At 43.0% G+C, this 11,712-nt stretch carries 15 protein-coding genes; 10 read left to right on the top strand and 5 right to left on the bottom strand.

The genetic code is table 11. The features are described from left to right. Positions 1-62 precede the first annotated feature (62 nt). Positions 63-677: an MEDS domain-containing protein gene (locus DYH63_RS09805; RefSeq protein ID WP_116788633.1), complete on the top strand. Its 615-nt coding sequence runs from the start codon at positions 63-65 to the stop codon at positions 675-677. A 203-nt stretch (positions 678-880) separates the two neighbouring features. Here DYH63_RS09805 and DYH63_RS09800 read toward each other — a convergent pair whose 3' ends face one another. After that, positions 881-1,330 carry a response regulator gene (locus tag DYH63_RS09800; RefSeq protein ID WP_116788632.1) on the bottom strand — a complete coding sequence of 150 codons (450 nt, stop codon included), beginning with the start codon at positions 1,328-1,330 and terminating at the stop codon, positions 881-883. A 2-nt stretch (positions 1,331-1,332) separates the two neighbouring features. Next, a complete protein-coding gene (locus tag DYH63_RS09795; protein ID WP_116788631.1) occupies positions 1,333-3,615 on the bottom strand; it encodes a PAS domain-containing sensor histidine kinase in 2,283 nt (760 codons plus the stop codon). Positions 3,616-3,952: 337 nt separating this feature from the next. On the opposite strand from DYH63_RS09795, the gene DYH63_RS09790 reads away from it, so the two are divergent. From DYH63_RS09790 to DYH63_RS09780, 3 genes are all read left to right on the top strand, one after another. Continuing rightward, complete coding sequence (locus tag DYH63_RS09790; protein WP_116788630.1) at positions 3,953-4,954, top strand: SDR family oxidoreductase; 1,002 nt, start codon at positions 3,953-3,955, stop codon at positions 4,952-4,954. Between the two features lie 41 nt (positions 4,955-4,995). After that, the gene (locus tag DYH63_RS09785) at positions 4,996-5,325 is read left to right on the top strand and encodes a hypothetical protein (RefSeq protein WP_205528308.1); all 330 of its coding nucleotides are present in this window, start codon (positions 4,996-4,998) and stop codon (positions 5,323-5,325) included. 80 nt (positions 5,326-5,405) lie between these two features. Next, positions 5,406-6,563 carry a zinc-dependent alcohol dehydrogenase gene (locus tag DYH63_RS09780; RefSeq protein WP_116788629.1) on the top strand — a complete coding sequence of 386 codons (1,158 nt, stop codon included), beginning with the start codon at positions 5,406-5,408 and terminating at the stop codon, positions 6,561-6,563. A gap of 204 nt (positions 6,564-6,767) precedes the next feature. Here DYH63_RS09780 and DYH63_RS09775 read toward each other — a convergent pair whose 3' ends face one another. Next, a complete protein-coding gene (locus DYH63_RS09775) occupies positions 6,768-7,235 on the bottom strand; it encodes a hypothetical protein (protein WP_116788628.1) in 468 nt (155 codons plus the stop codon). 191 nt (positions 7,236-7,426) lie between these two features. Here DYH63_RS09775 and DYH63_RS09770 point away from each other — a divergent pair, with 191 nt between their 5' ends. Genes DYH63_RS09770 through DYH63_RS09760 form a run of 3 tightly spaced genes read left to right on the top strand, consistent with a single transcriptional unit; the run spans position 7,427 to position 9,878 of the window. Beyond that, positions 7,427-8,368, top strand: coding sequence for a YihY/virulence factor BrkB family protein (locus DYH63_RS09770; protein WP_116788627.1), 942 nt, complete (start codon positions 7,427-7,429; stop codon positions 8,366-8,368). Positions 8,369-8,418: 50 nt separating this feature from the next. After that, positions 8,419-9,150: an endonuclease gene (locus tag DYH63_RS09765; RefSeq protein ID WP_116788626.1), complete on the top strand. Its 732-nt coding sequence runs from the start codon at positions 8,419-8,421 to the stop codon at positions 9,148-9,150. Next, entirely contained in the window at positions 9,147-9,878 is a 732-nt protein-coding gene (locus DYH63_RS09760; protein WP_116788625.1) for a DUF72 domain-containing protein, read from the top strand. Before DYH63_RS09765 ends, DYH63_RS09760 begins: the two co-directional genes overlap by 4 nt. Positions 9,879-9,943: 65 nt before the next feature. On the opposite strand, the gene DYH63_RS09755 is transcribed toward DYH63_RS09760, so the two are convergent. Together DYH63_RS09755 and DYH63_RS09750 are read right to left on the bottom strand one after the other, a co-directional pair. Further along, entirely contained in the window at positions 9,944-10,537 is a 594-nt protein-coding gene (locus DYH63_RS09755) for a flavodoxin family protein (RefSeq protein WP_116788624.1), read from the bottom strand. 7 nt (positions 10,538-10,544) lie between these two features. Next, positions 10,545-10,769 (bottom strand): ankyrin repeat domain-containing protein, encoded by a 225-nt coding sequence (locus DYH63_RS09750; RefSeq protein ID WP_205528307.1) that lies wholly within the window; start codon positions 10,767-10,769, stop codon positions 10,545-10,547. Here DYH63_RS09750 and DYH63_RS21625 point away from each other — a divergent pair, their 5' ends adjacent. From DYH63_RS21625 to DYH63_RS21295, 3 genes are read left to right on the top strand one after another with little or no spacing between them, the layout of a single operon-like run. Continuing rightward, positions 10,770-11,204: a hypothetical protein gene (locus DYH63_RS21625; protein WP_240409091.1), complete on the top strand. Its 435-nt coding sequence runs from the start codon at positions 10,770-10,772 to the stop codon at positions 11,202-11,204. 3 nt (positions 11,205-11,207) lie between these two features. Then, positions 11,208-11,486 (top strand): hypothetical protein, encoded by a 279-nt coding sequence (locus DYH63_RS09740; protein WP_240409090.1) that lies wholly within the window; start codon positions 11,208-11,210, stop codon positions 11,484-11,486. 36 nt (positions 11,487-11,522) lie between these two features. After that, positions 11,523-11,699 (top strand): hypothetical protein, encoded by a 177-nt coding sequence (locus DYH63_RS21295; protein WP_162926983.1) that lies wholly within the window; start codon positions 11,523-11,525, stop codon positions 11,697-11,699. Positions 11,700-11,712: the final 13 nt, after the last annotated feature.

Raw genomic sequence — 11,712 nt, 5'->3', positions numbered from 1 at the left:
ATGCTGCAAATTTCAAGATATGGCGTGCTTGTTGCAGAAGATTAATTGCGTAAATTTGGGCCATGAACGAGCAAACACCTTTTTCGGTATGCGGAGAAACATTAATGTCGCCAATGCATATTTGCGGTTTTTTTGATTCCAGGGAACAGCAATACGAAGTGATTATTCCATATATCATGGAGGGTTTGTCAGTGAATGACAAGGTAATTAATATTCTTGAAAGCAATCGTCATGGGGAACATTGCCGTTGCCTGACTGACAATGGAATATCCATTGCGCAGAAGCTTGCGAGCGGCCAACTGGAAGTATTAGCTTCTGAAAATACTTACATTAAGGACGGCAAATTTGCTGCGGAAAAAATGTATACTATGTTGGAAAATACTTTAGTATCGGCATCAAGAGCAGGATACGAAAGTGTCAGGGCTTGTGGAGATATGGTGTGGGCGCTTAAAAATCTTCCTGGAACAGACGAGCTCGTTGCTTATGAGGCCAGTTTAAATATACTTACACCGAAACATCCATGTTCACTAATCTGTATGTACGATATCAGCAATTTTAGTCAGGACACACTTGCTGAGGTATTGCTTACCCATCCTTACGTTATTAAAGATGGAAAAATCAACAAAAACCCACACTACATAGAGGCATCGGCAGTAATGGCAGGTTTTCGGAATTAGTAACCAGACCGCTGAAATCTTAAAACTTTTCTTTATTTCTCACTTGGCATATTTTATTATGTGTAAAGTTTTGTATCGGGATCAGTTCCAAAATAGTACCTGCAAAGAAATGATACTTTCCAGTGAGTGTACGCACATCTTGGTAATTGTGACGCAAAACAATCAAAAGGAGTAGGAAGAATAGCAGACTAATAGTTTAATGCCTAAGTAAAAATGATTTTAGGATTGCTTAATTGAAGGTTAGCAATAGCGTTCTTAATTCCGGTGCATAGATTTTCGGTGAATACTTTCAGTACTTCTATCAAATCCCTAAAATCATTGGGTTTAACCAAATAACAAACGGCACCTAATTGTATGGAAGTCTCCATATCTTTTTGATGTGATGAAGTGGAAATAATAATTACCGGTATATCCCTGTAACGCTCGTCACGTTTTAAGATTTCCAGACATTGCCAACCGTTCATTACGGGCATATTCATATCGAGAAAAATTAAGTTTGGTGCTTTTTCCAGAGTGTGTATTTTTTCTAATAGCTCACTACCATTTAGAGTGCTATAACATGAAATGTTGTTATCAACGAGTTCAAGGGCTTCATGAAACATTTCCCTGTCATCGCTGTCATCATCCGCTAACAATATTACTTTTTGTCCCATCTCTATATTCCTGAATCTTTTTGTTTTAAAGGCAGTGTGATAACAAATGAGGCTCCCTCGCCCGACGCGCCGTTGGCACTGATACTGCCGCCGTGGCGTTCAACGATTTTCTTGCAAAGCGATAATCCCAAGCCGGTGCCCTCAAATTGATCTTTTGGATTAAGGCGTGTAAAAGTTTCAAATATTCTTTCGGCGTAAAGCGGTTCAAAGCCAATTCCGTTATCATTTAGTTGAATCCTGGCAAAACCAGCAGTATCTGTTTCCGAAGAGATTGTAATGTGTGCAGGTATGTCTGGCTTAGCAAACTTAAGTGAATTATTAATAAGGTTATAAAAGAGTTGATAAAGCAACACGTCAGAACCTTCAAGTGTAGGGAGATTTTGATATTGAATTGTGCCATTTGCCTTTTGTAAAGCAACTTCCAGATCAGTCTCTATATTTTTCAACACTTCATTTAAGTCAACTTTAGTTGGCTTTTGGTGCACAGCATTAGTGGTAGAGTATGCCAATACGCCATCAATCATAGAGAACATCCGGTCTGTTGCCACATGTATCCTGTCCATAAAACGGGCCGCAGTTTCATCTATCGTACCTTCAAGATGATGTTCCAGCCTGCTGGTAAAAGTTTTTATTTTTCGTACAGGCTCTTTAAGGTCGTGGGAAGCTACGTGTGCAAACTGCTGCAGGTCTTCGTTAGAGCGTTGTAGCTCCTTTGTACGCTCTGCCACAAGGCTTTCTGGTTTTTCAGTAATTGTTTTTTGTGTGGTAATATCGGCTGCTGAACCAAACCATTCTAAAATATTTCCCTGCTCATCCAGTATCGGTACTGCCCTTGAAAAAATCCATCCTAAAGTACTGTTCGCTGTAAGGACACGATGTTCAAGTTCGAGAATATTTTTTCCGGAAACCGCATTAGCAATAGCATTTTGAACCGTGCCGATGTCAGCTGAATAAATATGTTTTTCAATCCAGTTTGTCATCGGTTCACTTATGTCGGCAAGGAAACCACGTCCTTCGAGGTTGCGCATGATGGTCCAGTCGGCGTTCATACTATAGACCATATCTGATGAAGCATTGACCAATGCCCGAAAACGGCTTTCGCTTCGTTCCAGTTTTTTTCGCGCAGTAACCTGTTCGGTAACATCGATTGCTACCTGTATCATACCTATAATTTTTCCATCTTCCCTTAAGGGGCGATACGCGATATTATAAAAATAGTCTTTCATAACGCCGGTCCGCTTATGCGAAACCGCTACTTCTGTCTGGTCAAAAGGAATACCTTCCTTGTATACCTTTATTACCTGTTCCCAAATATACTGGTTGGTTAATTCCGGCATGTTTTCAAGCAAAGGCGTACCGATTATTTCTTTTCCAAACCCAATCATCTGGAGCATGGACGTATTGATCTGCTCTACAATCAGGTCGTCTCCCATTAAAACTAATGTTGGGGCCGGCGTTTGCTGAATCATACCCCTAAAGCGGGTTTCACTTTGCTGAAGCTTTCCCTCTGTCTGTTTTAGTTCAGTAATATCACGGGTTGTCCCGGCAATGGCCTCTACCTGTCCGTCTTTATTTAATACCGGTACCAGGATATAGTCATAGACACGGCTGCCTAATTCGGCATGCGGAAAAGAAACGGTTCCGCGTATCGATTTTTTATTGGCTATTATTTCGTCTATCTCACGTTCATGCATGGCAGCATGCCACTCTTCGTAACCATTATCCCGCAAACCATATCCTATGGCTTCTTCAGCCTTTTTCCCCCACATGTTCAAAAGCGCCTTATTGGCATATGTAAACTTATAGTTAAGGTCGAAAACATAAACAAGGTCGGGCGTGTTATTTGTAATTGAGTTATACAGGCGCTGTTGCCTTTCAGATACATCTAAGGCATTCTTGAGGGTTATTTCAGCAAGCTTATGCTCTGTAATATCTTCGCTTGTTACCACCAGCAAATCCGCCTGTTTCACTACCGTAAAACGAAACCAGTATAAATGAACTTCACCCGGGTATTGACTTTCAAAATTAGCAGTAATACCAGTTTGGGCTACCGCTATTAATTTGTCCAGGATACCAGTTTGCTTAGCCCCCGGAAAAACCTCGCTGTAACGCTTGTCACTATAATCAATAGTACCAAGCCACTTACGGGCGGAACTGTTACAAAGCTGTATTGAGAAATCTTCTGCGTTGCCCTCTAAATTATAAATTGATTTCAAAACAATGATGCTGTTTGAAGCAGAATCAAAGATAGTTTGGAAGAGTACTTTATTTTCTGTCAACTCCATTGTTAAGTCATATTTAGGTTGCAATGTTGAAACCTATGCTAAGGTAATAAAACAAGGGCAAGTTCGCAACGTTAGCATATTTTACTTTCTGCTATAGTTGAGCCCAGAAACGAATAGTAATTATCACATGTTAATTGTGCAACTGAGTATCTGTAGCACAAAGCTATGTCTTGCTTGATATAGAATCACATATCTCCCCGGTGCGATTGAATTTTTTATAGGAATTATCCCGATAAACCGGTAAGGTTAAGTTTATCAAACCTTTAACCCCGTTTTATATAAGTGCCTTCTACAGGATGGGTATCTTTAGAAATCTAAGAAACTAAAATAGCATATTATGAATAATGACAATACTATGAGCCGTCGAAAGGCATTAGGAAGTATCGGTGCCGTGCTGGCTACCACAGTTGTTAGCCCTGTAGTAGCAAATGGCCTTGACAACGATTATACTCCGTCTAACGCAGGAGAAGATCCTACCACAAAATACCCGCGGCCGCCTTTTAAGCCGCAAACCCAAACATGGCCGGGACTGGCTGGTAAGATGAATCCATTGCCCGATCATGGCGAAAAAAGCTATAAAGGCTCGGGGCGCCTTAAAGGCCGCAAAGCACTTATTACAGGTGGCGATTCCGGTATGGGCAGGGCAGCTGCGATAGCCTACGCACGTGAGGGTGCAGATGTGGCGATCAATTACTATCCTAATGAGGAAGAAGATGCACAGGAAGTAATAAAGCTTATTAAGGCTGAAGGCCGTAAGGCTATTGCTATTCCCGGCGATTTGCGCGATGAGGCCTTTTGTAAAAAGCTTGTAGAAGAAGCAGTAAAAGGGCTCGGTGGGCTTGATATTGTAGTAAACAATGCTGCACGCCAGCAAACCCAGGAATCCATTATGGACATTACTTCGGAGGCGTTTGACGCTACGATGAAAACCAATATCTATGCACCTTTTTGGATCTTAAAGGCCGCATTACCGCATTTAAAAGCCGGTGCTTCTATAATTGGAACAACTTCTGTACAGGCACAGGATCCAAGCCCGGAACTCTTTGATTACGCCCAAACCAAAGCCGCAACTACCAATTACATACGTTCGCTTGCAAAGCAGTTGGGGCCGAAAGGCATCCGTGTAAATGGCGTGGCACCAGGGCCTATATGGACACCACTTCAGGTCAGCGGAGGTGCTACCATGGAAAAGCTTACCCAGTTTGGTGGTGATACCCCTATGGGGAGGCCAGGGCAACCGGCAGAACTCGCTTCCATTTATGTACAGCTGGCAGCAAATGATGCAAGTTATGCAACCGGACAAATATATGGCGCTGCCGGTGGGGGCGGTCAACCGTAAAACTTATACAATATCATTTATAAACTAAAAACTAAATTATTATGTCAGTTATTCAAAACGATCATTCTGAAGGACCTGTTGCAAAGGCCATTGAAAACCAGACTTCAAAACTGCCGTCAGACCTGTTCTTGTGGGCTGCTGTAGGTTCTATGGCAGCGTCTGCCACGCTAAAGTGCCTTGGTAAAGATAAGTCAGCACTGTTTGTAGGTCAGTGGGCGGCACCATTTCTGCTGCTTGGCGTGTATAACAAAATTGTAAAGACCGAAGGGCACGACAACAAGCACAAACATTCAAAAGGCATTGAAAACCATCCCGCTGAAGCGCACCCTATAAGCGATTATGCGGAGCCTGAAACAGATATTACAGTTTAAGAGCGGTGAGATACCAAACGTCATTTCTCCAAAACAACACCGGCAATGAGCCTTTATCAAAATAAAAATCAACACCAACTATGAAAGCAGCAGTATTTCACAAACCCAAAGACATTAGGGTGGACACCGTTGAAGACCCTAAGATTGAAGACCCACGCGATGTGGTATTAAAAGTTACCTCCACTGCCATTTGTGGCAGCGACCTGCATATTTACAATGGGCTGTTTCCGCAGCCGAAGCCGCTGGTTTTAGGCCATGAATTCATGGGCATTGTAGAGGAGGTAGGTTCAGGCATAACCAACTTAAAGGTTGGAGATAGAGTAGTAGTACCTTTCCCAATTTCATGTGGCACCTGCCATTTTTGCAACATGAGCCTCCCCACACATTGCGAAAATTCCAACCCGGAACATTACGGGCCTGAAGGTGGTTTACTTAAGGGCAAAGGGGGAGGCCTGTTTGGCTATACCGATTTGTACGGCGGCTACAGTGGCGGCCAGGCTGAATATGTGCGCGTACCCTATGCCGATTACGGGCCACGCAAGGTGCCGGACAACCTAACGGACGAGCAGGTACTATTCCTAACCGATATATTTCCTACGGGCTGGAGCGGCATTGACTGGGCAGGGCTTAAAGGAGGCGAAACGGTAGTAATATGGGGTGCCGGACCGGTAGGCATTATGGCCGCCAAATCAGCATGGTTAAAAGGTGCCGGACGTGTTATTATTGTAGACATACAGGACTACAGGCTTGCCAAGGCGAAACAAGCGGCTAACGTTGAAACGATTAATTACAATGATGGCGATGCGGTTGAAAAAATCCGCCAAATGACCGGTGGCTACGGTGCCGATGTGTGTGTGGACGCGGTGGGTATGGAAGCTGACCATGGCGTGTGGACGAAAGCGCTGAACGTGATACAGGGTGAAGTGGGAACCATGCGCGTACTGGAACGCTGCCTCGATGCAGTTAGGCGTGGCGGTGTGGTAACGGTGCTGGGAGTATATGGTTCGCCTTATGACAACTTCCCGCTGCATCAATGGTTTGATAAGGGCATCCAGATTAAAGGTGGGCAAGCTCCTGTACACAATTATATCGACCATCTTATTGAATTGGTTGCAACCGGCAAGGTAGTGCTCGAAGATATAATTACGCACAAAGTACCGCTTAGTGATGCGGCCAAGATGTACGACATTTTTAATAAGAAAGAAGACAATTGCGTAAAAGTAGTGTTAAAGCCTTAAATTCAAATAAATATATGTAAACAGCCTTCCAATCGAAGGCTGTTTTATTTTTTCGGGAAATTCCTTTAGGCGTAAGGCATTTAAAGCGGCATACCCTTTCACATCGTTATCAAAATAGACATATACTTGTTTGAAGTCGAGTGAAATTTCATTATTGTACAAGGTATTACTACCAGCCTGGGGAACCTGCGTACAGGCCGGATATTAGCTAACTGATTTTTGTGAATGGCCCAATGCTTTGTAGGTAGCTATTCCCGCAAAAGAAAACACAATGTGTGCTATCAGGAGCTGCTTGTAATAGCCGTACCTGTAGTTGTGCGGTGGGTTATCATGTTGGGTAAAGAGCAGTTTCCAGACGGCAATCCCTACGATACCACTTGTCACTCCGGTTATTGTTATGCGTGATAGCGTTGGCTTTTTCAGTACTTTTTTCCATAATAAATAATAGGCCGCCATAAATGCAATACCTGTTGCATAATGTAATCCCCAACCTAGAGGATGGCTGTCATTATCCTCAACTTCAGGTAGGTTTCGGGATTTGTCCACCAGTTTGTTGATTAAAACCGGTTCTACATATTCCTGCTTTTCTTTTTTTGCCTTTAGGTAGCTGTACAGGGTCATAACGGTGGTACCCACAATGCCTGCAATGATTATTTTTTCTGCAGTTTTCATGTAATTTATATTAGAGCGTTAATCTACTATGTCTAAGTTATTTATTTTTAAGTTGTCTTAAGTACAGGTTACAATAATATTAGCATGCACTAAGTACTTTATAGATTAAATAAGCATTCAAAATCTTAAAATACTTCAGTATACAGATATTCTTATGTAATTTTAAAAATTATGATTAAAGATGGATTTTAATGAATGTAAAAAAAACTTTGAAAGACAGTATAGGAGTATTGCAGGACACTGTGAAAGGATTTATGGAAGACAAAGGGCTTAAGCTGAGTGCTTCTCTTGCTTATTATACCTTGTTTTCCATGGCTCCCTTACTATTGCTTATAATATCACTGGCCGGGGTCTTTTTTGGGAAAGATGCTATTGAGGGGACTGTATTTAAAGAACTCAACGGCCTTGTGGGCAATGAGGCTGCGGCACAGATACAAAAAATTATCCGCAATATGGAACTTTCCGGCGATACGAACCTGTCGCTCATAATAAGCGCGGCTACCCTGATAATAGGTGCTACAACCGTTTTTGGAGAGATCCAGGATTCGATAAACATGATATGGAAGGTAAAGGCCAAACCCAAAAAAGGATGGGTGAAACTCATCAAAGACAGGCTGCTATCAGGTTCACTGATTGTTGGCCTGGGCTTTTTGCTTATCGTATCACTGGTGGTAAACGGGGCACTAAGTGTATTTAACGGGATGCTGAAGCAGTGGCTGCCGGATGTATCTGTAATTTTCTTTACCATTCTTAGCCTGATTGTAAACCTGGTCGTGCTGAGCCTGATTTTCGCAGTCATTTATAAAGTGCTGCCCGATGCTAAGGTTAAATGGAGGGATGTAAGGGCGGGGGCTGTGTTTACTACGCTGCTTTTCCTTTTGGGCCGGTATATTATTGGCTTGTATATCACCTCGTCAGGAACGGCCTCTACTTACGGCGCTGCAGGTTCACTAATCGTCATACTACTTTGGGTATATTATTCCGCAGCCATCCTGTTTATCAGTGCCGAATTTACGCGTGCCTATGCCGCATTTAAAGGGGAGAGGATATTGCCTGCTGAGTATGCGGTATATGTTGAGGAAAAAGAAACAGAGCAGCCACAGGCCAATGTAGCCAGGGAAAGCAACTCCTGATTTGACAGCATCCAAAGTACATGAAAAATAAAATCTAAATCCAAGCAAGTATGCCTGAAGGTCCAAGTATAATAATTGCTAAAGAAAATATGGTAGCATTTACAGGCCATAAAGTCATTGCCGCTTTAGGCAATGCTGCAATAGACATGTCGTTATTGGAAAACAAAAGACTTCTTGACATTAAAACCTGGGGCAAGCACCTGTTACTGTGCTTTAAAGGGTTTACCGTACGCGTCCATTTTTTACTATTTGGCACCTACCGAATTAACGAAACAAAAGAGGCCAAGCTTCGGTTGGGCCTGACTTTTAATAACGGGGAAATCAACATTTATACTGCTGGCGTTAAAATTTTAGAAGGTGACATTAATTCCCATTATGACTGGTCTGCCGATGTGATGCACGAGCAATGGGATGAAAAAGCCGCCCTGGAAAAACTCAGCCATAAGCCTGATATGATGATATGCGATGCTTTATTAGAACAGGATATTTTTTCGGGTGTGGGCAATATTATAAAAAACGAGGTATTATACAGGGTGCACGTGCATCCGGAATCACGTAGCGGGAATATACCGGATGAAAAACTCAAAGAAATTGCAGAACAGGCAAGGGAGTATAGCTTTGATTTTTTGAAGTGGAAAAACGAAGGTACCCTGAAAAAGCACTGGCTGGCCCATACCAAAAAAACATGTAAACGCTGCGAACTGCCTATGCACAAAGAATATACCGGGACCAAAAAGCGCCGCAGTTTCTTCTGTACCAATTGCCAGGAACTTTACGCATGAAAAAAACAACTGTACATATAGGATGTTCCAGTTATGCTACCGCATCTTGGCAGCCCCTTTTTTTTCCGGAAGGTTTACCCAAAAAGAAATGGTTTGACTATTATTGTAACTATTTCAATACGTATGAGCTCAATGCTACATTTTACCACTTCCCTACGCTAAAAAGCCTGGAAGCCTGGTATGAAAAAGCACCTAATGGTTTTCTTTTCAGTATTAAAATCCCAAAAACAATTACCCACATTAAAAGGATGGAAGATTGTAAGGATGATATTGAGAAGTTTTATCAGGTGGCGCGCGAAGGTCTCAAGGACAAATTGGGGTGTGTGCTTTTTCAGTTGCCGCCAAGCTTTACCTACAGCCCGGAACGCCTGGAGGCCATTATTGCGGCTGTTAATCCTGAATTTACTAATGTTGTCGAGTTCAGGAATGAAAGTTGGTGGAGGGAAGATGTCATGGACATACTGGAGAGCAACAATATTAGTTTTTGCAGTGTGAATTACCCCAAATTACCTACTGCTGTAATAAAAACCAACCAAAAGGGCTATGTGCGGATGCATGGCAACCCCAGGCTGTTTTATTCGGAATATACGGAAGAACAAATTGCAGATATGTACAATGAGGTTGTACGTAAAAATTTTAAGCAGATTTATATCTATTTTAATAATACAGCATCGACTGCTGGTATTATTAACGCTCTGCAGGCAAAAAGGCTAAATGATGAGTACTAAAGCTCCTATTTTTGCACGGTAACGGCCTGAATGTGCCTTGGCGCAAAGGAAAACCCTGCTAAGTTTTAATTCTTCTTTTGTAAGTTGCCCAGCCTGGAAAATGATTTAGCCATATTTTCGGCATCCTGCCCATACTTTTTTTCATAATATTTCAACAGTTCCGCCCTTGGTGTGGTCTTTCCTTTAGTGTGGCCTTCCCATATAACACCCAGTGAGGCATAGGCAGGTACTGTGACACCTATGCAGGTAAAAAAGTTGGCGATGTTGCCGGTTATGTGCTCTGCGCCGTCAGAATCTCCCGTTATAATCACCCCGCCCAGCTTTCCGTAAAGCGGAGAGGGCTTGCCCGATTCCACAATATGGTATACCTCGTCGAGCCTCTCTATTATGCGTTGCAATTCTGATGAATGGCTGTTCCACCATATGGGGGTCGCAAAAATCAGGATGTCGGCGCCGAGTATCTTTTCATAAATACCCGCAAAATCATCCTGCGCATCGAGGGTGATGTATGAGCCTGGCAGGATGTTGTGCTCAGCAAGGCGTACCACCTCACATTCAATATTTTCTTTTTGCAGGTAGCTTATGGCAAATTCGCTCAGTATAGCCGTGTTAGATGGACCCTTTTCTTTAAGGGTGCCCAGTAAAATAAGTGCTTTCATACAGCTACTAAGCGGCTTTAATTTTTTGAAGGGCATCCAAGGCTGCCTTGTTTCCCTGCTGGAAGGCAATATCCAGTACATCAAGTCCGCGCTTGTCCTTAAGATTTACGTCGGCGTCGTTGTCTATCAACGTTTCGATAATATCGTTGCGGCCAAACATCACGGCAAACATAAGGGCGGTGCCGCCGTTGCCGTGCATTGCGTTTACATCAGCGCCATTAGCAATAAGCAATTGCGCAGGGTACAGCTGGATTTTAAAGATGCTGATTCCAATGGCAATTTCCGCCAGAAGCATTACCATGAAAATTACGGTTATGATTTAGATGCGGTAATCTCCAAACACCCAATCAAGGAGCTTGGAAATCCTTCCCACAAGGAAGACCTCCTTAATTCACTGAAAAAAGGCAACAGGCAGTCCGCCACGTTCATCAAGGATGGCCAGGAGGTAAAGCAGTATATAGAAGCAAGCCCTCAATTTAAGACCCTTACTGTTTACGATGCCGAACACAAACGCATTGATACAAGGCAGGCAAAAGAGCAGCAGCAGTCTGAAAAGGAAGGAACCTCCCAGAAGCAGGATGCCAAAAAGGCCCAGTCGGCTTCTGCCGAGGACAGCCCTGGTGAGGAAGGGGGACAAAAACAGCGCAGGAAGGCGCAAAAAATGTAAATCATGAATCCCCTGTCAGCTTTTTTCCACAGAAGCGTGAATGACCAGCGCGTGAGCACTACCCATATCGGGATATTTGCTGCCCTGGTGCAGTACAGCACTGACAGGGGATCTCTAAACCCATATCGGGCGTACAGCCATGAGATTATGGCAATTGCAAAGGTTTCTGCGTTACGTACTTACAGCAAGTGCATGCAGGAGCTGGATGCTTATGGCTACCTGCGTTACGAAGCCTCAAAAAAGAAAAATCTACCCAGCAAGATTTTTTTCCTGAATACTTAAAGCCCGCGAGGGCTTTTTTACTTTAACAGTTCAGCCATGAGAAGGAGATTAAAAGCGGAGGCGGGATTTATCCCAACTGAACAAGCGAAGAAAATACTGCGACAAGGTGGTATGGAAGTTGCTGATGAGCAGCTGTTTATCATATTGAAATTTTTATACAAAATGGCAAATGAGTCGGTGTCATTGTACCTCTATCCGGCTCAAAATTCTTAAATTGCAGCTTTAC

The organism is Flavobacterium psychrotrophum (assembly GCF_003403075.1).
In the GTDB taxonomy this organism is placed as follows: Bacteria; Bacteroidota; Bacteroidia; order Flavobacteriales; family Flavobacteriaceae; genus Flavobacterium; species Flavobacterium psychrotrophum.
This window is presented reverse-complemented; position numbering and strand designations above follow the sequence as displayed.